The organism is Prosthecobacter fluviatilis, from assembly GCF_055388355.1.
This window is the reverse complement of the sequence record NZ_AP043782.1, coordinates 2,223,501-2,247,484: the sequence shown is the minus strand read 5'-3', so window position 1 is coordinate 2,247,484 and position 23,984 is coordinate 2,223,501. Positions and strand designations below refer to the sequence as shown.

Here is a 23,984-nt window from a genome sequence, read left to right as displayed (position 1 = left end):
GTTCGTTTCAAACTGACCCAATTTTCTGCATGACAGCCGCCTGATCGTCGCTTGAATGGCGTATGGGTGAACTGCCTTCTCTTGCTTTAAGTTTCGACGACGTCCTTGTCCTTCCCGGACTGAGCCAGGTTTTGCCTGGGGATGTCGATGTTTCCACCAAACTGGCCGCCATTGGCCTGAATGTGCCGATTTTATCGTCGGCCATGGACACCGTCACGGAGTCCGAACTCGCCATCGCCCTCGCACGTGAGGGCGGTCTGGGGGTGATCCACCGCAACTGCCCCATCGACCAGCAGGCCGAGCATGTGGCACGGGTGAAGCGCTCCGAAAACACCGTCATCCAGAGCCCGCACACCGTCACGCCAGAGACCAAGCTGGGCGAAGTGCAGCGCCTCATGCATGAAAAAGGCGTCAGCGGCTTCCCCGTGGTGGATGCTCAGGGAAAACTCGCCGGCATGGTCACCAGCCGCGACATGTGGTACATCGAGGACGAAAGCACCCCGGTCTCGGCCATCATGACACCGCGTGAAAAGCTCTCCACCGGCACGCCGCAGACCAGCTTTGAGGATGCGCTGAAGATTCTCTACACGCACCGCATCGAAAAGCTCCCTCTGGTCGATTCCAGCGGCAAGCTCGCCGGCCTGATCACCAAGCAGGACATCGTGAAGCGCCAGATGTTCACCAACGCCGCCAAAGATGCCAACGGACAGCTCCGCGTGGGTGCCGCCGTCGGTGTGGGTGAGGACTGTGTGGACCGTGGCCTCGCCATGCAGGCTGCCGGTGCCGACGCCGTCTTCATTGACGCCGCCACCGGGCACACCAGCCGCGTCATGCAGGTCATCGCACGGCTGCGCGAAAATCTCGGCTCAGGCATCCCCATCGTCGCCGGCAACGTCGTCACTGCCGACGGTGCGCGCGATCTCGTCAAGGCAGGCGCTTCTGCTGTCAAAGTCGGGGTCGGTCCGGGCTCCATCTGCACGACCCGTATCATCTCCGGCGTGGGCATGCCTCAGTTCACCGCCGTGCAGGAGGTCGCCGAAGTCTGCCGTGCGGCTGGCGTCACCGTCATCGCTGACGGTGGCATCCGGTACTCGGGAGACATCGTCAAAGCTCTCGCCGCCGGCGCTGACTTCGTCATGCTGGGCTCCCTGCTGGCAGGCACGGCCGAAAGCCCGGGCAACATGGTCAAATGGCAGGGCCGTACCTTCAAGGAATACCGTGGCATGGGCAGTCTCAGAGCCATGCGCAAAGGCGCAGGTGACCGCTATGGCCAGAACAGCTCCGGCAAGCTCGTTCCTGAAGGCGTGGAGGCCCGGGTGCCCTACAAAGGCCCCCTCGCAGATGTCGTCTTCCAGCTCATCGGCGGCCTTCGCTCCGGCATGGGCTACGTGGGTGCCAACACCCTCGATGAGCTGCGTGCCAAGGCACGCTTTGTACGCATCACCGCCGGCGGTCTCAAGGAAAGCCATCCGCACGATGTCGTCATCACCGAAGAGCCTGTGAACTACGAGCCGCATTGATTCCTCCAGTTTCGGCTCTCCCATCCTGCATACGCCCCCATCTCTCATGACCGCCCAAGAAGTCGCCGTTCTCGATTACGGCTCCCAGTATTCCCAGCTCATCGTTCGCCGCGTCCGCGAGCTGGGTTTTGTCTCGCACCTCTATCCGCCGGCCGAACTGGCGAACCTGCAGTCTCCCGGGGCCATCATTCTTTCGGGCGGCCCTCGCAGCACCTCGGATGCGGATGCTCCGGACGTGGACTATGACAAGCTCATGTCCTTCGGGGTTCCCGTGCTGGGTGTTTGCTACGGCATGCAGCTTCTCAACATCAAGCACGGTGGCACGGTCAAGCCGGGGGTGACCCGCGAGTATGGCCCTGCCAAGCTCGTCGTCACCGACCACGCCGACCTCTTCAGCGGCATCTCGCACGAATCTCAGGTCTGGATGAGCCACAGCGACACCTGTGCAAACCTCGCCAGCACGACCAAGGTCATCGCCACCAATGAAGACGCCGTGCCGGTGGCCCTGAAATGGTCGGACCGCTGCTGGGGCATCCAGTTTCACCCGGAGGTCACGCACTCGCACGAAGGCACCGCCATTCTGAAAAACTTCCTCACCCAAAGCGGCGCGCAGCTTGCCAAGTTCGACATCGAAGCCTTCAAATCGCAGATGCTTGACCGCATCAAAGCCGAGGTCGGCAGCCGTGAAGTCATCTGCGGCGTTTCCGGCGGTGTGGACAGCACCGTGCTCGCTGTTCTTCTTGCCAAGGCTGGCGTCAAAGTGCGCTGCATTTTCATCGATACCGGCATGATGCGCCTGAACGAAGCGGCCGAGGTCAAAGAACTCTTCGACAAAGTCGGTGTGCCCATTGAGCAGATCGATGCCAGCGCCACCTTCCTCGGCGCGCTCAAAGGCGTCACCGACCCCGAGCAGAAGCGCCGCATCATCGGCACTCTCTTTGTTGAGGAATTCTGGAAGGTGGCCGATAACGTGGAACTCCTCGCGCAGGGCACTCTGTACCCTGACGTGATCGAGAGCGCCACCAGCGGCTCCATCGCCAGCAAGATCAAAACCCACCACAACCGTGTGGACCGCATCATGGAGCTCAAGGAGGAGGGCAAGGTGCTCGAACCGCTCGCCGAGCTCTTCAAGGACGAGGTCCGTGCCCTCGGCGCGAGCCTGGGCATCCCGCATCAGGCGCTCTGGCGCCATCCGTTCCCCGGCCCCGGCCTCGCTGTGCGCATTCCAGGAGAGATCACCGCCGAGCGTGTGGCCACCACGCAGCATGCCGACTCCATCTTCATCGCCGAGCTCCGCCGCAGCGGCTGGTATGAGCGCACCTGGCAGGCCTATGCCGCGCTGCTCCCAGTCAAAACGGTGGGCGTCAAAGGCGACGAGCGCAGCTATGAGCAGGCCATCTCTCTCCGCGCTGTCATCAGCGAGGATGCCATGACTGCGGACTGGGTCGAGCTGCCCTACTCCGTGCTGCGCAACGCCTCCAACAAGATCCTCAACAGCGTCAAAGGCGTGAACCGCGTGCTCTACGACATCAGCACCAAGCCGCCTGCCAGCATTGAGTGGGAGTGATGACATGAGCTCCGGCTTCCTGCTCTCATTCGAAGGTTCCGAAGGCTGCGGCAAGTCCACGCAGATAGCGCTGCTCCGTGCCCGGCTCGAGGCTGAGGGGCGCGCCGTGGTGATGCTGCGCGAGCCCGGTGGCACCGAGCTGGGAGAGAGCATTAGGCACCTCCTGCAGCATGCCAAAGAGGGTGCTGCCATGACGCCGGAGACGGAGCTGCTGCTGTTCGCCGCCAGCCGTGCGCAGCTTGTGCGTGAAAAAATCCGCCCGCTGCTGGAGTCCGGCACCTTTGTCATTCTCGACCGCTTTCTCGACTCCACCACCGTCTATCAGGGTATCGCCCGGGGCCTGCCGCTGGAAAGCGTGCGCGCCATCAACCATTTCGCCATCGGCGGCACCCTGCCGCAGCTCACGCTGGTGCTGGACATGGACACTGCCACCGCCCGGCAGCGCATTCATCAGGCAGGCCGTGAGCTGGACCGCATCGAAAGCCAGCCGCAGGCCTTCTTTGAAAAAGTGCGCCAGGGCTACCTCGCCCTCGCAGAGGCGGAGCCCGCACGCGTGAAAATCATCGATGCCTCGGCGGCTCCGGAAGCCGTGCACGAAAGCATCTGGCGCATCATCTCCACTCACTCCCATGCCGTTTAAGAGCGACCATGCCCTTGAACTCATCGCCCGCGCCCGTGACAACGGCCGCCTCGGTCACGCCTACCTGATCACCGGCCCCAAGGAGGCGCAGCATGAAGTCTTCGCCGCCAAAATGCTCGACCTCATCGTTGGCACCAAGATGGGAACGCTCGAAGCCTGGGAAGGGCAGGGGGCTGTGGTTCTGCGCCCGCAGAGCAAATCCCGCCGCATTACCATCGGCGATGACGGCGACGACCCCGGCACCATCCGCTTTCTGGAAAAGATGATCCACCAGACCGCCGCGCCAAACGGCTGGAAGCTCGCGATCATCGTCGATGCCGAGCGCATGAACGTGCAGGCGCAGAACGCCTTTCTCAAAACGCTCGAAGAGCCGCCGCCCAACACGCTGCTGCTGCTGCTCAGCACCCAGCCCGAGCAGCTGCTGCCCACCATCCAGTCCCGAGTGCTCGAGGTCGCGCTCATGCCTCCGGACGGTGCGCGCATCTTCACCGAACACGAGGGCAGGCTGCTCTACGTGCTCAAGCGGATGTCTGGCAAAGACGGCGGCAGCATCTCCGCCGCGCTTTCATTGAAAAAGGATTTCGAAGACATCCTCGAAGCCCTGCACGAATCCATCAAAAAGGAGCAGGAGGCCGACTTCGAGCGCGAGCAGGACCACTACGCCAAAACCACCGACGGAGCCTGGCTCAAGCAGCGTGAGGAGCAGGTGGAGGCCCAGATCGAGGCCGAATACCTCCAGCAGCGCACCTCGCTCATGGAGCTCCTTCTCTCCTGGATGGGAGATGTCGCCCGCCAGCAGGCCGGAGCCGCGCATCTCGACCTGCCCAAGTTTCAGGACGCCACCGCCGCCCTTGCTGCCAAATGGGAGCCAGGAGACGTCGCCAAACGCATCCGTGTCCTCCGCCAGCTCGAAAGCCACCTCCACACCAACGTCAACGAAGGCCTCGCGCTCGAGGTGTGTTTCATTGAGGCTTTTGGTGCGTAACGCCTTCGTTCACACCGTCTCTCCACGCCGCAAATCCGGCATCAAACGCACCGGCTTCATACTCGTGTGCCCCGTTTGAGCCAGCTCCAGCACCAGTCTGGCCAGCCGCTTCGCAAACTTCGCCGCATCCGCCGAATAGCGCGTCACCTTTGGCACCACATGATCTAAAAACGCATCGTCATCCCGTGAGACAACCGCAAAGTCTTGCGGCAGCTTATGCCCGAGCCTCAGCAGATGAGTCACCACCGTCAGGGTGTGGATCGAACGTGCCACCAGAAAAGCCGTCAGTGCAGGTTTCCGCTTCAGCGCTTCGTTCAGGCTGTCGATCACCTGCTCCGCCGTTTCATGATGCTGCACGATGCAAGGCTCGGCATCGCATCTCGCAAAAGCTTCTCGAAAACCTTGGGCGCTGTCTGCATCTCCGCCATGCGCCGAGTCCGGCAGCAGCAGTGCGATGCGCCGATGCCCCTTCTGCATCAGCATCGTCGCCGCATGTCGGCAGGTCGCCCGGTAGTCCAGATCCACCGAAGGCAGCTCCACGCCATCAGCGCACGACCCCGCGATGACGGCCGGCAGCTGCTGCTCCGCAAACCAGCGCTGCATGACTGCGTTCGAGCGAAACATCACCCACACAGCGGCGGGGGCTCGTTGCGTGAGTTTTTTCAGCCCGCCCGCAGGCTTGGCTGCAAAGCAGTGCGCACTTGCATGCACTTCGAGCTGGTAGCCCGCCTCGGCCAGCAGCTCGCGCAGCGCATCCACCCAGAACAGCACAAACGGCGGCATCGCCTGTTGCGGCACAGGGGTCAGCAGGGCGATCACGCGTGATGAAACGCTCTTCGCACGGGTGGCGGGGACCGTAAGAATGTGCCGCCGCTTGTTCACCACCGCGCCGATCAAGCCTTCACGTTCCAGCTGCGCCAGCACCGCCCGCAGCGTGGGGCGGCTGATGCGCAGCCGGGTGCAAAGCGTGCGCTCGGATGGCAGCACCTCCTGCCATTCCCCACGCAGCAAGGCTTCGCGTAAAAAGTCGGCGCTGTGCGTGATGAGCGAGGGGCGGGGTGGTACGGAGTGCATCATAAGCAGGGTGCCGCACCATGCTGTGGTAAGCTGAAATGACCACAGAGAAATCAAGTGCCGCGCCGTTCATGATGCCACACTCTTCGCAACCCATGCTTCCTCATTCCGACCTCCTTCAACTCAAGCGCTGGAACACCCCCACCATCTACAATGGATGGGAGCAGATTACCAAACGTGACCCCGCCGCCGATGGCTTTAACCTTGAGGAAACCCGTGACTTCATGCCGCAGATGGGCCCCATGGTCGGCTATGCCGTCACCGTCGTGGTTGAGCCGAGCAACAAGGCGCATCGCGAAGCCAATGCGAATGCGTGGAACGACTACCGCCGCTACGTCGCAGGCATTCCCGGACCCAAGATCGTCTGCGTGCAGGATCTCGACAAACCCCGCACCATCGGATCTTTCTGGGGCGAGGTGAACAGCAACATGCACCGCGCCCTGGGCTGTGTGGGTACCATCGTCGATGGAGCCATCCGCGATGTGGATGAAATGACCAACGCAGGGTTCAAGGCCCTGGCCCGCCGCTTCTGCGTCGGTCATGCGCATGTGCACCCCGTGCGCTGGAACTGCGAGGTGGAGGTCTTTGGCAGAAAAGTCACCCCCGGCGATCTCATTCACGCAGACAAGCACGGCTTCCTCGTCATCGAGCCCGAGGCACAGCCACAGATACTTGAAGCCTCCCGTTTCATGGACGCCAACGAGTGCCAGACCGTCATCCCTGCCGCCCGTGGCAGCGCCGGCCTGAGCAGTGATGAGGTGCTGGCAAATCTCGCCGCAGCTGGTGCTCAGTTTGGCAAAAACGCCAGGGCGCAATTCCAGCGTGAAGGGGAGTGGTAGTCGCACTCTCCCGCATGTCAGCTCGTCGCAATAGCGGCAAAACGTGATGCCTTTCCAGGGCAGACAAAGGTCGGCGGCATGCGAATTTCTTCCCGTGCCGGCGTTCGTGCATCTTGCATGATCACGCCATGCGCATTGCATGAATTTGGGGGCGGGCTTTCAAATGGCCGAGGTGTGGTGTGTTGTTTAATTCATTGGAAATGAATTGGGTGGGTCATTGGTCGTTGGGCTGGCATCAGCCCTGCGAAAGTAGGTGTCGACAACCGAAGAAAGCCACCCCCATGACTGGTTCTGATCCATCCCCAAACAATTCACTGGTTCGTGTGCTGTCGCTCATACTGGCGACGCTCGCGCTTCTCGTGGCTTTGACCGGGGTGGTGGCTCAGGCCTCAGTCATAGCATGGGCGGTGGCGATCATGGCTTTGATCATCTTCGAAGCCACCTACCACCTGAAACACTAACCCACCCACTCCTATGAACAGCACCCCAAACATTCAGCAGGCATTGAACGACACGGCGCAAGACTTTCGCGCTCTGGGTGAAGCTGCCAAGACAGACTTCAAACAGCTCTCGCATGAAGCCATGGAACTGGCGCAGACCAAGATCATCAGGCCAAGTGCCCAGCTGGCCAGAAACTCGGCCCAGAGATTGGAAGACCAGGCCCGCCGTTCCGCTGAAGTGACCAAGGAAAAGATCGACCACATGCGTGGCTACGTGGTGGAAAACCCCGGGCGTGCGCTGGCCGGCGCGCTGGCAGGCGGATTGGTGCTGGGGCTTCTGTTCCGCCGCTGAGTTTTGCTTTCCTGACTCAATCCTAACCACCTACCTTTATGCTTCAAACTATCGCCATCCTTCTGATCATCCTGTGGCTGCTTGGCGTGGTGTCCAGCTACACACTCAGCGGCTTCGTTCACATCCTCCTGGTTGTGGCGGTGGTGCTGGTGCTCGTTCGCATCATCCAAGGCCGCAGCCCGGTTTAAATCAACACCCTCCCCATTCTTTAAAATTCACTTTTACGCTTATGAAAAACAACGCCTCCTCCATCAATGACGAATCCATCGCCCGCAGCACCGGTTTGTCCATCATCGCCATCTCGCTGCTGCTGCTGGCGCTCTCCTTGCTCAGTTCCTGCAACACGACACGCGGCTTTGGTCGCGACGTGGAAAAAGTGGGCAGCAAAATCGAGCACGCCGCCGCCAGAGCCTCTGGCAACTGAGTTTTCACCCTCACCAAACTCCGTCATGAACAAGCATCTTTCTCCGCTGATGTCGGTCATAGCAGGCATCTGCGTGCTGATGTTTCCAGCGCTTCTGAACTACGTGGTGGGCATCTACCTCATCCTCACAGGTGTGCTGGCCTTTCAAAAGGGTTAGCCACCGCAACTATCTCCCCCCCAAACCTAAAACGCGGAAGTGATTCCGCCCAAAAAAACCCCAAGTATCTCAAATACCATGAACACACTGCATCAGCGCATTCAATGTTTCTTTGCAGCCAGCCTGTTCCTCCTGATCGGGCTTACCCTCCTGCTGGTGGTGAGCTGTGGTGATCAAAAAGCCGCAGCCAAGCCCTCCGTGCGTGAAAAGATCGAAAACAAGATCGATGACGCACTCGACCGCCGCCCGGGCGAGCCTGTCCTGGATGCGATCGAAGACGCTGCCAAGGACGCCGGGAAGGTGAAGACCGCTGTCCAGGAAGCGGTGAAAGATGCGGCCAAGTAGGCTGGCATCTTCTCTGGTCCTGATGGCGAAAGGGTTCGTCATCAGGACCAGATTCGTTTAAAGCATGGGCCTGCTGGCCAGACTTTCAACACCTCCTACTAAGTATGTTTCGCTCATGGCATGGCTTGTTTTTGGTCTTTTCCTCATCGATGACTTTGCTGGTCATGGCGAGCATGGCCTACAGCGGCAGGATTGCGCGAGAGGGAACCCAGATTGTGGAGCATTCCGGGGTGGTCATCGACAATTTACTCGTGCTTCGCTCCAAGATGTCTGAAGTCGAATCGGCGGTGCATTCATTCTACATCCTCGGGGAAATCACCTGGTCTCCATCACTGGGAAAGACTGAGACGGAGACTCGCAGACTGCTGGACACGCTGACAGACCAGACTCATGACAATGAAACCCAGCAGCGGCAGCTCAAGGAGGTGCGGCAGCTTGTGGTGGAACGCCTGGCTGCGCTGGCACAGCTGACGTCGGTCGCCTCGGGAGCGGAGGGGGATGAAGCGAGGCGAAGCATCTTTAACAAGGGCGGCGCCATCATGAAGCAGCTGCTCAAGAGCATTGATGAGTGCGTGCGGCACGAGCGTGAACTCTACCTGCAGCGGGATCAGCAGGCGCAGCAGGAGTTTCGCAAGCAGACCTTCACCAGCATCGGAGGCCTGATTCTCGCCGTCGCGACCGGACTCGCCAGCCTGCTCTTTCTAAAGCGCAGTCATCGTGAAACCCTGCGTGGGATGGAGATGGAGCAGGCGGTGGCCCATGCAAAGCAGGCAGACCTCCAGAAATCGCAGTTCCTGGCCAACATGAGCCACGAAATACGCACGCCGATGAACGCCATCCTGGGGTTTACGGACTTGCTGGGCGGGATCATCAGCGAGCCTCGGGCGCTCAATTACCTGAAGTCTATCCAGAGCAGCGGGCACACTCTGCTGGAGCTGATCAATGAGATCCTGGACATCTCGCGCGTGGAGGCCGGCAAACTCGAACTGCGTCTGGAGCCGACCAATGTGAGCGAGATTGTGGATGGCGTTGCCGTCATGCTCAAGCAGCAGGCTGCCGACAAAGGCATCTACCTGGAGACCAAAATCCGCGGGGCCATACCGCCGTTTTTGGACCTCGATCCGCTGCGCCTGCGCCAAGTGCTGGTGAATCTCGTGACGAATGCGGTGAAGTTCACGCGGCGTGGCGGTGTGAAGGTGCTGCTGGATGCCGCGCAGACGGAGGACGAAAAGTGGGACTTGATGATCAAGGTCACGGACACGGGCGTGGGCATTTCCCCAGAAGATCATGAGAGGATTTTCTCTCCGTTTGAGCAGGTCTCCGCACTCAGCCGCAGCGGAGCTCAGGGGACGGGCCTGGGCCTGAGCATCACCCGGAAATTGGTCGAGCTCATGCAGGGGCAGATCCTGCTGGAGAGCGCCCCGGGCGCCGGGTCAGAATTCACCGTTTTGCTTTCTGGCGTTTCGGTCAGCAAAAAAAAGAATGCGGGCGCCCCCAGCAGCCGGCAGGCAGATTTCAACCGGCTGCGTGCGGCAACGATTCTGGTGGTGGACGACAACCCCACCAACCGTGAGCTGCTCGCAGGTTTTTTTCATGGGTCACATCACGAACTGCTTTTTGCGCAGGATGGCATCGAAGCGCTCGAAGTCGCCCGGCATGCAAAGCCGGATGTGATACTCATGGATATCCGGATGCCGCGGATGGACGGCAAATGGGCGCGTGAGATCCTGCGTGAGGATGAGCGCACGAATGCGATCCCGGTCATTGCTCAGACGGCATCATCAGCCCCGGATGAATCCCTGCGGCTGAAGCAGATGTTCGACGGCTACCTGCGCAAGCCTTTCAGCCCGCTGGATCTCTTCCATGAACTGGAGCCTGTGCTGGGCCACGCCACACTGCGCCATGTGCTGGCCAGCCCAGATGTGGTGGTGAGTGACACGATGCCAGCCGCTGTGCTGGAATCACTCGACGCCCACACTTCGGCCACCTGGCCAGGGCTTGCTGTGAAGCTGAAAAAAATAGCCGGTGACGAGGTGAAGCGATTTTTGGAGACCTATCCCATGAGAGAAATTGCTGCGTTTGGAGGCGATCTTCAGGTGCTGGCTGCACGCTACGACTGCCCGCCGCTCAGCCGCTATGCCAGTGCGCTCGTCGCGGCTGCGGAATGTTTTGAACTTGAGCAGGTGGAAAAGCTCCTGGGCGAGTTTTCCAACGTATCCCACAAGATTACCGGCGAGGCGGAGGCAGCTCGCTGATGACGCAAAGTCCTGCCTGTGATAGGCCTCCACTCCTGAAAACAATCCAGAAAAATGACTGAAGATTCACCCACAGCATCAATGCCTTTTACGGGGGGAGCCGCCGCCCCGGGAGTGGTTCTTGTGGTGGACGACAACCTGAAGAACATCCAGGTCGTGGGAACAATTCTGACGCAGGCGGGTTTTGAGGTCATACCAGCGACCAGCGGACCTCAGGCCCTGCAGCGTATGGAGGCCCGGCCTCCCGACCTTGTGCTGCTGGATGTGCTGATGCCAGACATGGACGGTTTTGAGGTTTGCCGAAGGCTGCGGGACAACCCTGAGACGGCATCTCTGCCTGTGATTTTTGTCTCCGCAGCCAATGACACAGGGGCCATCGTCCGCGGTCTGGAGGCAGGCGGTGTGGACTATATAACGAAGCCATTCAACAAGACTGAGCTGCTGGCCCGCGTGCGCAACCAGGTGGAGCTCAAGCGCACACGCGAAGTCTCAGCCAGGATCCTTCATGAGCGCGAAAAGATCATCAGCATGGTGGCGCACGATTTGAAAAATCCTCTGGGCGCCATTCGCTTCAGTGCCCAGACGCTGGCGGAACTCACGCCGGAGCAGAAGGAAACGGCCGGCGAACTTATCCAGCACATCGTCACGACGTGTGATCAGGTGGTGAGTTTTGTGGACCGCTTTCTGAGCCGCAGAGCCCAGGAGGCCGGGCAAGAAAGGCTGGTGCCTGTGCGGATCTCCACGGATCAGATTCGTGAAATGATTTCGGCCTGGCAGACAACAGCACGGCGCAAACAGATTGCCCTGTCTGTCAGCGCTCCCAAACAGCAGGCGCACATCCGGGGAGATCTTCTCACGCTGGGGCAGATCCTCGACAACCTCATGAGCAACGCTGTGAAATTTTCGCCCCGGGGCGGAAACATCGTGGCAGAGCTCATCCAGCAAGAACGCTCTCTGGTGATTGTCATCACTGACGAAGGCCCCGGCTTTACCGAAAGTGACCACGCCCGGATGTTCCAGGATTACATGAGACTCAGTGCCCGCCCCACAGGTGGCGAGTCCTCCACGGGGCTGGGGCTGGCGATTGCCAAACGTGGCGCAGACAGAATGGGGGCGGGGTTGCGCATTGAAAACCGCGCTGAAGGCAGCGGAGCCGCCGCCCGGCTGGAGCTTTCGTTGTGCGGAGATGAACAACTTTAACAAGATGAAATACGGATGGATATTTTGATCGTCGACGATGAAGCCAGCATTCGCCGGGCCACGAGCATCGCGCTTGAGGCCGCAGGCCACTATGTCGAAACGGCCGAGACCGGAGCCGTGGCGCTGACCAACCTCAAGGAGACCTCCTTTGATCTGGTTCTGCTGGATTTGTACCTGGGCGAAGAGAGCGGCCTTCAGGTGCTGGAAGTGATACGCCGCGAGCATCCAGGGGTGCACGTTGTCATGTTCACCGCCAACGCCACCATCCCCAACGCGGTGGAGGCGACAAGGCTTGGCGCAGTGGACTTTTTGGAGAAGCCCTTCAGTCCCGACCAGCTCCGTCAGTCGCTCAAACGCATTGCCACGTTGCGCTCCCTGGAGCGCAAAGTTGAGGAACTCAAAACGGAGGTGAGCCGTCAGGCCCCGCCTGCGCAGGTGGAGTCAAACAACCCCGCCCTGCAGCGCAGCCTGGAGGTGTTTTTTCGCGCGGCAGACACCCAGGCTTCCATCCTCATCCTGGGGGAGAGCGGCACCGGCAAAACGATGATAGCGCGTGCCATTCATGAGCGCAGTGCCTGCCGCGACAAGCCTTTCGTCACAGTCAGCTGCCCAAGCCTTTCACGTGAACTGCTGGAGAGCGATCTCTTCGGGCACGTCAAGGGGGCCTTCACCGGCGCGCTGCGCGACACCTGGGGCAAGGTGAAGGCGGCTGAAGGCGGAACGCTGTTTCTTGATGAAATCGGAGAGCTGCCGCTGGAGATCCAGCCCAAGCTTCTGCGGCTGCTTCAGGAGCGCGAGTATGAGCGCCTGGGTGAGGCCACGCCGCGCAAGGCCAATGTGCGTGTCATCGCGGCAACCAACCGAAACCTTCAGGAGTGGGTGGCTGAAGGGCGTTTTCGCGAGGATTTGTTTTACCGGCTGAATGTGATTTCGGCCGTGATGCCTCCGCTGCGCGAACGGCCTGAAGATCTCATCCCTTATGCAGAACGTTTTTTCAAATTCTTCACGCGTGAGTTTGGTCGCAAAGTCCGTGGATTCAGCCATGAGGCTCTGCAGGCTCTGCGTGCGCATGACTGGCCTGGAAATGTGCGCGAGCTGCGCAATGCCATCGAGCGTGCGGTGATCCTGGCCGAGGGGGAGCAAATCACTCCATGTGATCTGCCTGAGGCCGCTCATGCCGCGCGCTCAGGAGCTGAGGATTCCAAGCTGACCGTCGGCGGGCGCGTCAGCATCGAGCTCCTGGAATGCGAGCACATTCGCCGTGTCATGGCCAGCACGGCTTCGCTGGATGAAGCTGCCCAGGTGTTAGGCATCGATTCCGCGACACTTTACCGGAAGCGAAAGCGCTATCAGCTGGACGGTCCCTGAGTCAGGGAAACGACGATTGCTTATGCCTTCCGCAGGTGCAAAAAAAGGGCGGATGAAAATGATTCATCCGCCCCGGAGGATGTTGTTTTTTACAGGCCCAGTGAAGCGCCTACATTGGCATTGATGCCAGCTCCAGACTGGCTGCGATGATGACTGTGCCTTGGTGATTGTGCGCGGGCTCGCGCATTGACGTGGGTTTCACAGCTTGGCATCAGGCAGACAATCACTGCGAGGAATGTCAGGGGGAGAATGTTTTTCATGGTGTGTTTCAGGTGTGGATGGTGCGATTGAGGGTCTGCTGCAGTGGCCGTCCGTCAAAAGATGCCGAGACGTGTCGAGCTGTTCACGTTGAGAGGCAGTCTGGTATTGGCATTCACCCGGGCATTGACCCCGCTCTTTTTCCACTGCCCGTAGGGGACTGGTTTGGCCCTGTAATGATCGTGGTGATAACGGTCATGGTCATGCCATGAGTTGGAGTAGTACTTCGGCGGCGGGGGAACTCGGCGATAGGCGGGGTATCCTGGGCGTGCCGCGACGTAGCCGCCTCCATCCACGTAAGTTGAGCAACTGGACAAGCCCATGCTTGCTGCTGCCAGGGACAGGATGAGTATGGTGTGTTTCATAGTATGGGTGTGGTTTCTTCTGGTTGTGCCAGGTTGGACATACACTTGAGCTAGAACTGGACCTTGTGATCGGTTCTGAATTAAACCTGTTGATCCACAATGGTTAATGCGATTGGCGTGAGGTGGTTTAACCTGCCGAATCTTGCATCTTGCATGGATTTCTCATGCCTGGGCCGTGCATGTTGCAAGGCTTCGGGGGCAACGACTGGAAGAGAAGACCACAGGGCAAGCAAGCAAGTGCCATGGTCAAATCTGTTTACCAGCAAAGAGAAGAGCATCGGAGCCGTCTATCACTGCCACCATGAAACACCTAGCATCCCTCCTGCTGTTCTGCGGGACACTCGCAGCTGCCGAACCCTTCATCGAAAAACAGGATCTCTTCATCGTCGGAGACAATCCAGCCTTTAAGCTCTACCACATTCCCGGGGTCGTCGTGACTGCCAAGGGAACCGTGCTGACCTGGTGCGAGGCACGCAAGCGTGCCGCCGGAGTCAGTGACTGGGATGACATCCGCATCCTGCTACGCCGCAGCACCGATGAAGGCAAAACCTGGAGCCCTCCGCAAAGCATCGCCAACGTTGAAGGCCCGAAAGCGAAGAACCCCTTCGCGCTCAAGATGAAAAACGTCGATCCCAACGACGTCACCTACAACAACCCCGTTCTGATTGCCGACAAGGACGGCACCGTGCACATGCTTTTCTGCCTGGAATACGAGCGCTGCTTCTACCAGCGTAGCGCGGATGACGGCCTCACCTGGAGCAAGCCCGCCGAGATAACCTCCGCCTTTGCCGCCTTCAAAAAAGACTACGACTGGAAGGTGCTGGCCACCGGCCCGGATCACAGCATTCAGCTCAAAAATGGCCGTCTCGTCGTGCCCGTCTGGCTCTCTACCGGCGCCGGTGGCAATGCCCACCGCCCCAGCGTCACTGCCACCATCTACAGCGACGACCAGGGCAAAACCTGGAAGGCAGGCGAGATCGCCGTGCCTTGCACGGACGAATGGATCAACCCCAACGAAACTGTCGCCATCGAACTCAATGACGGCAGCGTCATGCTCAATGTGCGCAGCGAGTCGAAAGCCCACCGCCGCCTCGTCACCATCAGCAAGGATGGTGCCACCGGCTGGAGCACCCCGAAGTTTGACGACGCCCTGCTTGAACCCATCTGCATGGGCGGCATCGTGCGCTACAATCACGACGGCCAGAGCCTCATTCTCTTCTCCAATCCGCACAATCTGGAAAAAGAGAAAGGCAAAGCCGAGCCCGGCAAAAACCGCGACCGTAAAAACGTCAGCGTGAAGCTCAGCCGTGATGAGGGCAAAACCTGGCCGGTGAGCAAATCCATCGAGCCCGGCCCCAGCATGTACTCCGACATCGCCGTCACGAAGAGCGGCACCATCCTCTGCTTCTATGGCCGCAGTGGCGACGGTTCAGCGCTGGCCCACTTTGCCGGCGGACGCTTGACGCTCGCTCGTTTCAATCTTGAATGGCTGACGGCTCCGGAGTGAAGATGATGCCCGGTTTCCTCTGATGAGGGTTGTTTGTTCGGCTTTGCATTCGCTGCTCTGCGGACGCCTGACGTCCGCAGAGTCTTTTAAGCCACGGTTCACGCCACCATGCCGTTCAAGGGAGCGTAGATTTCCACAGGGGGCTGCGCAGGGCGGGCACTCACACTGAATCAGGGCTGCTGCGGGGGGGCTCACTCCCCGTGCTCACGCCGCCATGCTTTGAGAATGGCGTCCAGCAGACCCGGGAAACGGCTTTCCAGCTCCTTGCGGCGCACCTTGCTCGTCAGCTCCACGCCACGGCGTTCGCTGTAGATGATGCCTGACTCACGCAGGATGCGGTAATGCTGCGAGCAGGTGGACTTCGGCATCGTGCATTTCAGGCGGCTGGTGGTCTCCACGCAGTTGAGCCCTTCCTCGGCCTTGCGCAGTTCGGCCACGATGCTGAGACGCACCGGATCTGACAGGGCGTGCATGATTCCTGCGACGGTGAAACTTTCGGCTGGAGGATGGTGGAGAGGTCTGATGAACGGATGCTACATTAATTTCGCTTGCAGTTCAATCATTCTATTGTTCGGTATTTGTGAACTAAAGAACAAACCTCATGCCCACTCTCTTTGATCCCCTCCAGCTCGGCCCTCTTCACTTGCCCAATCGCATCTTTCTAGCCCCGCTTACCCGGGCTAGGGCCGGGCAGCAGCGTGTGCCAAACGCTCTCATGGCCGAGTACTACCGCCAGCGTTCCAGCGCCGGCCTCATCCTCACGGAGGCCACTTCGGTGACCCCCATGGGCGTGGGGTATGCGAATACCCCCGGCATCTGGTCTCAGGAGCAGGTGGAAGGCTGGAAGCTCGTCACCCAGGCGGTGCACGAGGCCGGAGGGCGCATCTTCCTGCAGCTCTGGCATGTGGGGCGTATTTCGGATCCGATGTTCCTAGATGGCGCACTGCCCGTGGCTCCCAGCGCCATCGCGGCCGCTGGACATGTGAGTCTCGTCAGGCCTGAAAAGGCCTTCGTCACCCCTCGCCCCCTGGAGCTTTCTGAAATTCCGGGCATCGTCGAGGCCTATCGCAAAGGCGCTGAAAATGCCAAGCTGGCAGGTTTTGACGGTGTGGAAGTGCACGGTGCCAATGGCTACCTGCTGGACCAGTTTCTTCAGTCCAAAACCAATCAGCGCACGGACGAGTACGGCGGCTCCGTGGAAAACCGCGCCCGCCTGATGCTGGAGGTCACGGATGCCGTCATCTCCGTCTGGGGTGCTGACCGCGTGGGCATGCACCTCGCTCCGCGTGGCGATGCGCATGACATGGGAGATGCCAATCCCCTGGAGACCTTCAGCTACGTGGCGCGCGAGTTGGGCCGTCGCAAGATCGCCTTCATCGCCGCACGTGAGCATCAGGCTCCGGACAGCATCGGCCCTGCACTCAAGAAGGCCTTCGGGGGCGTTTATGTGGCCAATGAAAAATTCACGCTTGAGTCTGGCAATGCCATTCTGGCTGCAGGCGATGCAGATGCCGTGGCTTTTGGCGTGCCCTTCCTTGCCAATCCCGACCTCCCCAAACGGCTGGCCCAGCAGGCCCCCCTGAATGCGCCTGATCCCTCCACGTTTTATGGGGATGGCGCCAAGGGGTACACGGATTACCCTGCGTTATGAAGACGTCCCCGGGCCTCCTTTACTCGGTGCTGGACCTTTCTCCGATACTGGAGGGGGAGACTGCCGCGCAGTCCTTCCGCCACTCGCTGAATCTGGCCCAGCATGCAGAGAAGTGGGGCTATCACCGCTACTGGGTGGCTGAGCATCACAACATCCCCGGCGTGGCCAGCGCGGCCACGTCGGTGGTCATTGGGTACATCGCAGGCGGCACCACCACCATTCGTGTGGGCTCGGGCGGCATCATGCTGCCCAATCATGCACCGCTGGTCATTGCGGAGCAGTTTGGTACGCTTGAGTCTCTGTATCCCGGCCGCATTGATCTTGGGCTGGGCCGTGCACCTGGTGGCGACCAGGCCACCGCCCGCGCGCTGCGGCGTGGGCTCAGCAGCAGTGGCGATACCTTTCCCGCAGATGTGCAAGAGCTGCAGCAGTATCTTGGCAGTGCGCTGCCCGGGCAGAGTGTGCGGGCCGTGCCGGGGCAGGGGCTGAATGTGCCGCTCTACCTGCTGGGCAGCAGCACCTTCAGCGCTACGCTGGCGGCTGAGCTGGGGCTGCCTTTTGCCTTTGCCTCCCACTTTGCACCTGAGCTGCTGCATCAGGCGCTGGACATCTATAGGAGCCAGTTTCAGCCCTCTCGTGCGCTGGAGGAGCCGCATGTGATGATCGGAGTGAATGTCTTTGCCGCAGAGACAGATGCAGAGGCTCAGCGGCTCTTCACCTCCCTGCAGCAGGTGTTTCTCAATCTCGTGCGTGGCAGGCCGCGGCAGTTGCTGCCGCCGGTGGAAGGCATGGACCGTCTGTGGACTCCCACGGAGGCCGCATATGTGGACCGCATGACGCGCTGCTCCGCTGTGGGCGGTCCGGAGAGTTTTCGCCAGCAGATCGAAGTGCTGCTGAACGACACCGGGGCGGACGAAATCATCGCCACGGCACACATTTACGACCAGCAGGCCAGGCTGCGTTCGTTTGAAATTGCAGCAGATGTTTTTCAAAGTCTGCGTGGCTCTGCACACTGACTCAGTTCATTTTCATCCCAAACACGAACACACCCCAACGATCATGGAATACAGACAACTCGGCGGCTCCGGCTTCAAAGTGCCGGCTCTTACTCTCGGTACCGGCACCTTCGGTGGAGGCACAGAATTTTTCAAGGAATGGGGCGCGTCCGATGTCGCGGAGGCCTCACGTCTCATCGACATCTGCCTGGAGCATGGACTGAACATGTTTGACTCAGCAGACATTTACTCAAACGGGCTGGCAGAGGAGATTTTGGGGCAGGCCATCAAGGGCCGCCGCGATCAGGTGCTCATTTCCACCAAAGGCACCTTCCGTTTTGGTGAGGGGCCAAACAACGTGGGTTCCTCGCGCTGGCATCTCATCCGCTCCGTGGAGGGCAGCCTCAAGCGCCTCGGCACAGATTACATCGACCTCTACCAGCTTCACGGCTTCGATGCCATGACCCCGGTGGAGGAGGTCGTGGGCACGCTGGACGATCTCGTGCGTGCAGGAAAGATCCGTTACATTGGCGTCTCCAATTTCTCGGGCTGGCATCTCATGAAGTCTCTGGCGCATGCCGACAAGTTTGGCCTGACCAAGTATGTGGCCAATCAGACCTATTATTCACTCGTCGGCCGTGAGTACGAGTGGGAGCTCATGCCGCTGGGGCTGGACCAGAAAGTCGGCGCGGTGGTCTGGAGCCCTCTGGGCTGGGGCCGCCTCACCGGCAAGATCCGTCGCAGCCAGCCAAAGCCGGAAAGCGGCCGCCTCTCGCAGAAGCTCAGCAGGGAAATGGGCCCCCAGGTGGAGGACGAATACCTCTTCAAAGTCGTGGATGCCCTGGATGAAGTGGCCGCCGAAACCGGCAAGACTGTACCTCAGGTGGCGCTGAACTGGCTGCTGCAGCGGCCCACCGTCTCCTCGCTCATCATTGGTGCACGTAATGAAGAGCAGCTCCGCCAGAACCTCGGCGCCGTCGGCTGGAATCTCACCACCGAGCAGGTGGCCAAGCTGGATGCCGCCAGCGAGAAGCCAAAGATCTACCCCTATTGGCATCAGGCGGGCTTTGATGAGCGGAATCCTTTCCCAACCAAGTAAGCCGCCTGCTTCTGCATGGCGCTGATGCCGGGCCCGGATCTGAGCTGGTTTTACCAGAAAAATCAGTCCGGGCTCATTTTCTCGCTCTCTTGGTATGATGGCGGCGGCATCTCATGTTGCTTCAATGAAATCACAGTCAGGAGCCAGGAATAAGCTCGCGTAGAGAGCGCCATCCTCGGAAAGTGCTTCGACATTTGCAGAAACGATCCACTGTGGGCAGGTAGTAACATCCTCCATCTGCAAAGGCGGATATTGCAGCGAAAGGCGGTGCCGAAATTCGTTACAGGGCGTGATTTCACCGCCCTATGAACTGGCTTTCTTTAATCCTGTCGCTGCTCATCACGGTTCCCATCTTGAGCGGCGCCCCCGCAAGCAAACCGGACGTCCTTGTCATCTTGGTGGATCAGTGGAGCCCCCGCTATCTGAGCTGGGAAAATCCGCAGGTGCGCACCCCGCATCTCGACAAAATCGCCGCCGAGGGCATGGTCTTCGACCGCTGCTACACCACCTCTCCGGTCTGCATGCCCGCCCGCGTGTCTTTGCTGACGGGCCTGTATCCGCACAATGGCGGCCACGGAATCTGGGGCAATGCGCTGAACTACCATGGGTCACCTGAAGAGGCCACCATGTTCCGGGACATCAAGGCGGCTGGCTACACCACCGCACAGATCGGCAAGACTCACTGGACCTCCGGCCCCAGCGTGCGCGAGGCGTTTCCGAAGATCGAAGACTATCACCGCGCCCTCGGCCTGGACTATGTCTGTGATGTCTCCGGCCCGGTGGACTCGGTCACGGAAAAGAACTCTTATGCCGAATATCTGCGCAACCTGGGCTTGCTCGAAAAAGTCGCCGAGGAGATGCATGATCGCTATGTGAAGTGGGAGTTTCAGCCCAAGCCAAGCCTTGTGCCGCCAGAACACTACCACGATGTATTTGTGAGCCGTGAAGCGGCGGACTTCGTCGGAAAACAGCCCGCCGCTCAGCCTCTTTGCATCGTGTTGAGTCTTCATTCGCCTCATCCGCCGCTCGATGCCCCTGGCGGATATGCCACCATGTATGACGCCGGGAAGCTCACGCTGTCTCCCAGCGTGCCCGAGACTTTCCGCCGCGAGATGCGCACCATCGGCCATCCTGAAACACGCGAGATGCTGGCAAACTACCTCGGCAAAATATCCCTCGCGGACGACTGCATCGGCCGCGTGGTGGAGGCCTTCCAAAAGCGCGGCACCTGGGGGCGGACACTCGTCTGCTTCACTGCCGACCATGGCGAAATGATGGGCGCTCACGGCATGCTGACCAAAGGTCGCATGTATGAGGAGTCCGCGCGCGTGCCGCTGGTGGTGCGCCTGCCGGGGCAGGTAAAGGCCGGACACACGAAGACACCCGTGCAGATGTTTGATGTCTATCCCACCGTCGTCGAAGCCATCGGCGGCACCCTCTCACCACGCCGCCAGGCCGTCTCGCTGCTGCCGGTGGCGACAGGCAAAACCACCTCGGTTCGCAAGCTCGCCATTAGCGAGATCGGCACCCATTCTCCTCTGAACATGATGGCCTCCGACGGCCGCTGGAAATGGTGGGCAGATGAGAAAGGCGAATTCCTTTTCGACCTCGACGCCGACCCCTACGAGATGACCAATCTCGCCGCTGATCCAACCCATCTGGCAAAGCTCCACGAACTGCGGCAGGACATGCTGACACACCTTCGCTCCACGCAGACCAATCTCTCCGAAGGCTACAAGTCCAAGGTCCAGCGCATGCGCGAAGCCGAAGGGCTGCCCATCAAGGGCAAAAAGAAAGCTGCCGGCAAACTCCCATGAAATTCATCCTCCCTCTCCTCATCCTGTCGCTGAGCACTCTGGCTGCGGCGGACTTCAATGTGCTCTTCATCATGGCGGATGATCTGCGGCCCGAACTCGGCTGCTACGGCGCAAAGCACATCCATTCACCCAATATCGACAAACTCGCCGCTCAGGGGACTTTGTTTGAGCGCGCCTACTGCCAGGTCGCGGTCTGCAATCCATCACGCGCCAGCCTGCTCGGCGGCGTGCGCCCGGACACCACAGGCGTGCTGGACAATCAGCACTTCCTTCGTCCGCAGTTGCCGGACATTGTCACCCTCCCGCAGCATTTCAAAAACAACGGCTGGCACACCCTCTCGCTTGGAAAAATCTTCCACCACAGCGAGCGCGAGCCGGGAGACGATCCCCAGTCCTGGAGCGAGCCTTCATGGTATCACAGCCTGCCAGATCGGAGCTGGTTCAACAAGGAGACCGATGAAAAACTGAAGGCCATCAAAAAACTCCCAGCCGACAAACGGCCCAAACTCGTGCGCGGTCCACCCTATGAAGCCGCCAGCGAACCCGACGAAGTTTACAGCGATGCCAAGATCGCCGCCAAAGTAATCGAAACCCTTCAGCGCCTCAAAGCCATCGACAAGCCCTTCTTCCTCGGTGTCGGTTTTCACAAGCCGCACCTACCGTTCACCTGCCCGCAAAAATACTGGGACATGTATCCGGCGGACACCATCAAGCTTCCAGACAACTACCAGCCCTCTCCCGATGTGCCCGCTCCAGCCCTGCACAACTGGTATGAACTCCGCAGCTATGGCGATGTGCCTGCGGCAGGCGGCATCCCCAATGAGATGGCGCTCAATCTCATTCGCGGCTATCGCGCCTGCACCAGCTTTGTCGATGCCCAGATCGGCCGTGTGCTCGATGAACTGGACCGCCTCGGGCTTCGTGAAAAAACCATCGTCGTCCTGCTTGGCGACCACGGTTATCACCTCGGCGAAAACGGCATCTTCACCAAGATGACCAACTTTGAGCTGGGCACCCACGCCCCCCTGATCGTCAGCGCACCGGGGCAGAAGCCCGGCCAGCGCACGCGCGGCTTCGTCGAGTTTGTGGACATCTACCCCACCCTCGCAGAACTCTGCGGCCTCAGGCTCCCACCACATCTCGAAGGCACCAGCTTTGCTGCCTTGCTCACCAATCCCGAACAGCAGTGGAAGGCCGCCGCCTTCAGCCAGTACCTGCGTCCCGGCAAAGAGAAGTTCATGGGCCGCTCTGTACGCACTGACCGTTGGCGCTACACCGAATGGAGAAACATGAAGCATGAAGTCGTCGGCACCGAGCTTTACGACGAGACCGCCGATCCCCAGGAAAATCATAACCTCGCCAAAGAAACCGCCTGCGCCGAGATATTTGACGCCCTGGCAAAGCAGTTGCACGAGGGGCCAAAGAAAATGACCTCAGCCACAGCGAAGACCCAGTCACCATGATCACCCGTCGGCAGTTCATCCACAGCGCAGGCCTGCTCACCGCCGCCAGGCTCCCTGCGGTGGACCCATCACGCGCCGCACCCCGGATTCTGTACAGCAACGACACCACCAATATCACCTCCTGCATCAGCCCCTTTCACAAGGAGCGGGAGTCCTTTCGCAAGGAGATGCTCGAAGCCACCGTGGATGAGGTCACAGGCCTCGTGGACGCACACCTCCTCCAGCCCGGCCTCGGCATGGTGCCCATGTGGCCCAGCAAGGTCCTCCCACTCTCGGAGCACTACGCCTGGATCAAGCAGCGATATGGCATGAAGCCCGATCCCTTCGGCCAGTTTGTCCTGGATGGCGGTGACATCGTTCAGGTCTTCATCGACCGCTGCCGTCAGCGGCAACAGGCTGCGTTCATCTCCTTCCGCATGAACGATGCGCACCACAAGGAGTTCAGCGATCCCAAGCCCGGTGACAAACCAGGGAGCAGCATCGGCATGAGCGTAACGAAATTTTACGTCGAGCATCCCGAATACCGCATCATACCAGGCTCCCTGCGAGGAGCCGATCTCGTCCAAAACTGGGCCGTTCCAGAAGTGCTCGCGCAAAAGTTCGCCCTCATCCGAGAACTCTGTGAAAACTACGACATCGACGGTCTTGAGCTCGATTTCCTCCGCTTCTACAGCTTCTTCCGCGTGGAAGAAACACCCCTGGATCGGCGACGCGCCATCATGACCGGCTTCATACGCGAAGTGCGCGCACTGCTTGATCAAACCACCCGCAATGGCAAACGCCGCTGGCTCTGCGCCCGCGTGCCCTGCCATCTCCCCGCATTGGATATTCTCGGCCTCGATTTGAAATCCCTCGTCGCCGCTGGTCTCGACATGGTCAACGCCTCCGAGCATTACTTCACCACCCAGCAGCACGATCTGGCCGCGATCCGCGGGCAGACACACGGAGCCAGACTCTACTTCGAACTCTGCCACACCCTCTGGAAAGGAGACAAAGTCGCCAAAGGCTACGATGTCTTTCCCTTCCGCCGTGCTACTCGCGAGCACCTCCACACCTCCGCGCACCTTGCCTATTCGCGCGGTGTGGATGGCATCAGCCTCTTTAATTTCGCCTACTACCGCCAGCATGGCCAGGGCGAAGGCCGCGGCGTCTTCGGCGAGCCACCGCTCGAAGCGATCAAAGACCTGCGCGATCCAAAAGCCCTCGCACGTGAACCTCAGCACTGGTTCATCGCTCAGGGCTGGCGTGCCCCCGGCATGAAGCCGATCCCTGTGCCGCGCAAAATCGAGCCGGGCAAACCCGCCAAGTTCAACTTCGACCTCGCTCCGCCCGCAGGTGGCTGGAAACAAGATGCTCGCATCCGCATTCAATCCGACAAGATCCTCGGCAGCAGTGAATGGACCGCAACCTTCAATGGCGAGCCCCTCGTTTCGAGCAGCGATGTCTCCGAGCCTTTCCCTGTGCCTTACCCATCCCTGCTTGGCAAACCAGAGGAGCTGCGCGCGTGGACCCTTCCTGCCAAACTCCTGCGCGACGGCAAAAACAGTCTCGAAGTCACGCTCAAATCCGGCGAGCCGGTCCCGATAGTCTTTGTCGATCTCGCCATTGGTCAGTCCGGTTGACCAGCAAGGCGGGCGACGTTCTTACGTCTGGTTTCAGACAA

The 23,984-nt window shown here is 60.0% G+C and carries 24 protein-coding genes; 21 read left to right on the top strand and 3 right to left on the bottom strand.

Features of this window, described 5'->3' with window-relative positions:
- The first annotated feature begins 62 nt into the window (after positions 1-62).
- Genes guaB through ACZ5WW_RS08730 form a run of 4 tightly spaced genes read left to right on the top strand, consistent with a single transcriptional unit; the run spans position 63 to position 4,712 of the window.
- Complete coding sequence (guaB, locus tag ACZ5WW_RS08745; protein ID WP_377165095.1) at positions 63-1,520, top strand: IMP dehydrogenase; 1,458 nt, start codon at positions 63-65, stop codon at positions 1,518-1,520.
- A gap of 46 nt (positions 1,521-1,566) precedes the next feature.
- Positions 1,567-3,087 carry a glutamine-hydrolyzing GMP synthase gene (gene guaA, locus ACZ5WW_RS08740; protein WP_377165097.1) on the top strand — a complete coding sequence of 507 codons (1,521 nt, stop codon included), beginning with the start codon at positions 1,567-1,569 and terminating at the stop codon, positions 3,085-3,087.
- A 4-nt stretch (positions 3,088-3,091) separates the two neighbouring features.
- Positions 3,092-3,727, top strand: a complete 636-nt coding sequence (gene tmk / locus ACZ5WW_RS08735) for a dTMP kinase (RefSeq protein ID WP_377165099.1) — start codon at positions 3,092-3,094, stop codon at positions 3,725-3,727.
- Positions 3,717-4,712, top strand: coding sequence for a hypothetical protein (locus tag ACZ5WW_RS08730; RefSeq protein WP_377165101.1), 996 nt, complete (start codon positions 3,717-3,719; stop codon positions 4,710-4,712). The genes tmk and ACZ5WW_RS08730 overlap by 11 nt, the downstream gene beginning before the upstream one ends.
- Positions 4,713-4,721: 9 nt before the next feature.
- Here ACZ5WW_RS08730 and ACZ5WW_RS08725 read toward each other — a convergent pair whose 3' ends face one another.
- The gene (locus tag ACZ5WW_RS08725) at positions 4,722-5,789 is read right to left on the bottom strand and encodes a substrate-binding domain-containing protein (protein WP_377165103.1); all 1,068 of its coding nucleotides are present in this window, start codon (positions 5,787-5,789) and stop codon (positions 4,722-4,724) included.
- Between the two features lie 92 nt (positions 5,790-5,881).
- Here ACZ5WW_RS08725 and ACZ5WW_RS08720 point away from each other — a divergent pair, with 92 nt between their 5' ends.
- From ACZ5WW_RS08720 to ACZ5WW_RS08675, 10 genes are all read left to right on the top strand, one after another.
- A complete protein-coding gene (locus tag ACZ5WW_RS08720) occupies positions 5,882-6,625 on the top strand; it encodes an RraA family protein (RefSeq protein ID WP_377165106.1) in 744 nt (247 codons plus the stop codon).
- Positions 6,626-6,906: 281 nt separating this feature from the next.
- Complete coding sequence (locus tag ACZ5WW_RS08715; protein ID WP_377165108.1) at positions 6,907-7,086, top strand: hypothetical protein; 180 nt, start codon at positions 6,907-6,909, stop codon at positions 7,084-7,086.
- A gap of 13 nt (positions 7,087-7,099) precedes the next feature.
- Positions 7,100-7,417: a hypothetical protein gene (locus ACZ5WW_RS08710; protein ID WP_377165110.1), complete on the top strand. Its 318-nt coding sequence runs from the start codon at positions 7,100-7,102 to the stop codon at positions 7,415-7,417.
- A gap of 38 nt (positions 7,418-7,455) precedes the next feature.
- Positions 7,456-7,605 (top strand): lmo0937 family membrane protein, encoded by a 150-nt coding sequence (locus ACZ5WW_RS08705; RefSeq protein WP_377165112.1) that lies wholly within the window; start codon positions 7,456-7,458, stop codon positions 7,603-7,605.
- A gap of 41 nt (positions 7,606-7,646) precedes the next feature.
- A complete protein-coding gene (locus ACZ5WW_RS08700) occupies positions 7,647-7,841 on the top strand; it encodes an entericidin A/B family lipoprotein (RefSeq protein ID WP_377165114.1) in 195 nt (64 codons plus the stop codon).
- Positions 7,842-7,866: 25 nt separating this feature from the next.
- On the top strand, positions 7,867-7,998 hold the full coding sequence (locus tag ACZ5WW_RS08695; RefSeq protein ID WP_377165116.1) for a DUF3096 domain-containing protein: 132 nt from the start codon (positions 7,867-7,869) through the stop codon (positions 7,996-7,998).
- A 78-nt stretch (positions 7,999-8,076) separates the two neighbouring features.
- Positions 8,077-8,343, top strand: coding sequence for a hypothetical protein (locus ACZ5WW_RS08690; RefSeq protein ID WP_377165118.1), 267 nt, complete (start codon positions 8,077-8,079; stop codon positions 8,341-8,343).
- Between the two features lie 149 nt (positions 8,344-8,492).
- Positions 8,493-10,598: an ATP-binding protein gene (locus tag ACZ5WW_RS08685; protein WP_377165120.1), complete on the top strand. Its 2,106-nt coding sequence runs from the start codon at positions 8,493-8,495 to the stop codon at positions 10,596-10,598.
- An 81-nt stretch (positions 10,599-10,679) separates the two neighbouring features.
- Positions 10,680-11,798 carry a hybrid sensor histidine kinase/response regulator gene (locus ACZ5WW_RS08680; protein WP_377165122.1) on the top strand — a complete coding sequence of 373 codons (1,119 nt, stop codon included), beginning with the start codon at positions 10,680-10,682 and terminating at the stop codon, positions 11,796-11,798.
- Positions 11,799-11,813: 15 nt separating this feature from the next.
- Positions 11,814-13,166, top strand: coding sequence for a sigma-54-dependent transcriptional regulator (locus ACZ5WW_RS08675; RefSeq protein WP_377165124.1), 1,353 nt, complete (start codon positions 11,814-11,816; stop codon positions 13,164-13,166).
- A gap of 314 nt (positions 13,167-13,480) precedes the next feature.
- On the opposite strand, the gene ACZ5WW_RS08670 is transcribed toward ACZ5WW_RS08675, so the two are convergent.
- Entirely contained in the window at positions 13,481-13,789 is a 309-nt protein-coding gene (locus ACZ5WW_RS08670; protein ID WP_377165126.1) for a hypothetical protein, read from the bottom strand.
- A gap of 301 nt (positions 13,790-14,090) precedes the next feature.
- Between ACZ5WW_RS08670 and ACZ5WW_RS08665 the strand changes: the two genes are divergently transcribed.
- Positions 14,091-15,296, top strand: coding sequence for a sialidase family protein (locus ACZ5WW_RS08665; RefSeq protein ID WP_377165128.1), 1,206 nt, complete (start codon positions 14,091-14,093; stop codon positions 15,294-15,296).
- Between the two features lie 191 nt (positions 15,297-15,487).
- Here the strand turns inward: ACZ5WW_RS08665 and ACZ5WW_RS08660 are convergent, their stop codons facing one another.
- Positions 15,488-15,769: an ArsR/SmtB family transcription factor gene (locus ACZ5WW_RS08660; protein ID WP_377165130.1), complete on the bottom strand. Its 282-nt coding sequence runs from the start codon at positions 15,767-15,769 to the stop codon at positions 15,488-15,490.
- A gap of 128 nt (positions 15,770-15,897) precedes the next feature.
- Here ACZ5WW_RS08660 and ACZ5WW_RS08655 point away from each other — a divergent pair, with 128 nt between their 5' ends.
- The 6 genes from ACZ5WW_RS08655 (at position 15,898) to ACZ5WW_RS08630 (ending at position 23,943) form a co-directional block, all read left to right on the top strand.
- Positions 15,898-16,947, top strand: a complete 1,050-nt coding sequence (locus ACZ5WW_RS08655; protein ID WP_377165132.1) for an alkene reductase — start codon at positions 15,898-15,900, stop codon at positions 16,945-16,947.
- Positions 16,944-17,963 (top strand): LLM class flavin-dependent oxidoreductase, encoded by a 1,020-nt coding sequence (locus ACZ5WW_RS08650; RefSeq protein ID WP_377165134.1) that lies wholly within the window; start codon positions 16,944-16,946, stop codon positions 17,961-17,963. The genes ACZ5WW_RS08655 and ACZ5WW_RS08650 overlap by 4 nt, the downstream gene beginning before the upstream one ends.
- Positions 17,964-18,006: 43 nt before the next feature.
- A complete protein-coding gene (locus ACZ5WW_RS08645) occupies positions 18,007-19,041 on the top strand; it encodes an aldo/keto reductase (protein WP_377165136.1) in 1,035 nt (344 codons plus the stop codon).
- Positions 19,042-19,346: 305 nt separating this feature from the next.
- Positions 19,347-20,858 carry a sulfatase family protein gene (locus ACZ5WW_RS08640; protein WP_377165138.1) on the top strand — a complete coding sequence of 504 codons (1,512 nt, stop codon included), beginning with the start codon at positions 19,347-19,349 and terminating at the stop codon, positions 20,856-20,858.
- Complete coding sequence (locus tag ACZ5WW_RS08635; protein WP_377165140.1) at positions 20,855-22,321, top strand: sulfatase; 1,467 nt, start codon at positions 20,855-20,857, stop codon at positions 22,319-22,321. The genes ACZ5WW_RS08640 and ACZ5WW_RS08635 overlap by 4 nt, the downstream gene beginning before the upstream one ends.
- Complete coding sequence (locus ACZ5WW_RS08630; protein ID WP_377165142.1) at positions 22,318-23,943, top strand: glycoside hydrolase family protein; 1,626 nt, start codon at positions 22,318-22,320, stop codon at positions 23,941-23,943. The genes ACZ5WW_RS08635 and ACZ5WW_RS08630 overlap by 4 nt, the downstream gene beginning before the upstream one ends.
- Positions 23,944-23,984 lie beyond the last annotated feature (41 nt).

What these genes read in the sequence shown, in the direction of transcription:
- guaB (WP_377165095.1), top strand. Translation starts at nt 63, where the DNA reads ATGGGTGAACTGCCTTCTCTTGCTTTAAGTTTCGACGACGTCCTTGTC.
- guaA (WP_377165097.1), top strand. Translation starts at nt 1,567, where the DNA reads ATGACCGCCCAAGAAGTCGCCGTTCTCGATTACGGCTCCCAGTATTCC.
- tmk (WP_377165099.1), top strand. Translation starts at nt 3,092, where the DNA reads ATGAGCTCCGGCTTCCTGCTCTCATTCGAAGGTTCCGAAGGCTGCGGC.
- ACZ5WW_RS08730 (WP_377165101.1), top strand. Translation starts at nt 3,717, where the DNA reads ATGCCGTTTAAGAGCGACCATGCCCTTGAACTCATCGCCCGCGCCCGT.
- ACZ5WW_RS08725 (WP_377165103.1), bottom strand. Translation starts at nt 5,789, where the DNA reads ATGATGCACTCCGTACCACCCCGCCCCTCGCTCATCACGCACAGCGCC.
- ACZ5WW_RS08720 (WP_377165106.1), top strand. Translation starts at nt 5,882, where the DNA reads ATGCTTCCTCATTCCGACCTCCTTCAACTCAAGCGCTGGAACACCCCC.
- ACZ5WW_RS08715 (WP_377165108.1), top strand. Translation starts at nt 6,907, where the DNA reads ATGACTGGTTCTGATCCATCCCCAAACAATTCACTGGTTCGTGTGCTG.
- ACZ5WW_RS08710 (WP_377165110.1), top strand. Translation starts at nt 7,100, where the DNA reads ATGAACAGCACCCCAAACATTCAGCAGGCATTGAACGACACGGCGCAA.
- ACZ5WW_RS08705 (WP_377165112.1), top strand. Translation starts at nt 7,456, where the DNA reads ATGCTTCAAACTATCGCCATCCTTCTGATCATCCTGTGGCTGCTTGGC.
- ACZ5WW_RS08700 (WP_377165114.1), top strand. Translation starts at nt 7,647, where the DNA reads ATGAAAAACAACGCCTCCTCCATCAATGACGAATCCATCGCCCGCAGC.
- ACZ5WW_RS08695 (WP_377165116.1), top strand. Translation starts at nt 7,867, where the DNA reads ATGAACAAGCATCTTTCTCCGCTGATGTCGGTCATAGCAGGCATCTGC.
- ACZ5WW_RS08690 (WP_377165118.1), top strand. Translation starts at nt 8,077, where the DNA reads ATGAACACACTGCATCAGCGCATTCAATGTTTCTTTGCAGCCAGCCTG.
- ACZ5WW_RS08685 (WP_377165120.1), top strand. Translation starts at nt 8,493, where the DNA reads ATGACTTTGCTGGTCATGGCGAGCATGGCCTACAGCGGCAGGATTGCG.
- ACZ5WW_RS08680 (WP_377165122.1), top strand. Translation starts at nt 10,680, where the DNA reads ATGCCTTTTACGGGGGGAGCCGCCGCCCCGGGAGTGGTTCTTGTGGTG.
- ACZ5WW_RS08675 (WP_377165124.1), top strand. Translation starts at nt 11,814, where the DNA reads ATGGATATTTTGATCGTCGACGATGAAGCCAGCATTCGCCGGGCCACG.
- ACZ5WW_RS08670 (WP_377165126.1), bottom strand. Translation starts at nt 13,789, where the DNA reads ATGAAACACACCATACTCATCCTGTCCCTGGCAGCAGCAAGCATGGGC.
- ACZ5WW_RS08665 (WP_377165128.1), top strand. Translation starts at nt 14,091, where the DNA reads ATGAAACACCTAGCATCCCTCCTGCTGTTCTGCGGGACACTCGCAGCT.
- ACZ5WW_RS08660 (WP_377165130.1), bottom strand. Translation starts at nt 15,769, where the DNA reads ATGCACGCCCTGTCAGATCCGGTGCGTCTCAGCATCGTGGCCGAACTG.
- ACZ5WW_RS08655 (WP_377165132.1), top strand. Translation starts at nt 15,898, where the DNA reads ATGCCCACTCTCTTTGATCCCCTCCAGCTCGGCCCTCTTCACTTGCCC.
- ACZ5WW_RS08650 (WP_377165134.1), top strand. Translation starts at nt 16,944, where the DNA reads ATGAAGACGTCCCCGGGCCTCCTTTACTCGGTGCTGGACCTTTCTCCG.
- ACZ5WW_RS08645 (WP_377165136.1), top strand. Translation starts at nt 18,007, where the DNA reads ATGGAATACAGACAACTCGGCGGCTCCGGCTTCAAAGTGCCGGCTCTT.
- ACZ5WW_RS08640 (WP_377165138.1), top strand. Translation starts at nt 19,347, where the DNA reads ATGAACTGGCTTTCTTTAATCCTGTCGCTGCTCATCACGGTTCCCATC.
- ACZ5WW_RS08635 (WP_377165140.1), top strand. Translation starts at nt 20,855, where the DNA reads ATGAAATTCATCCTCCCTCTCCTCATCCTGTCGCTGAGCACTCTGGCT.
- ACZ5WW_RS08630 (WP_377165142.1), top strand. Translation starts at nt 22,318, where the DNA reads ATGATCACCCGTCGGCAGTTCATCCACAGCGCAGGCCTGCTCACCGCC.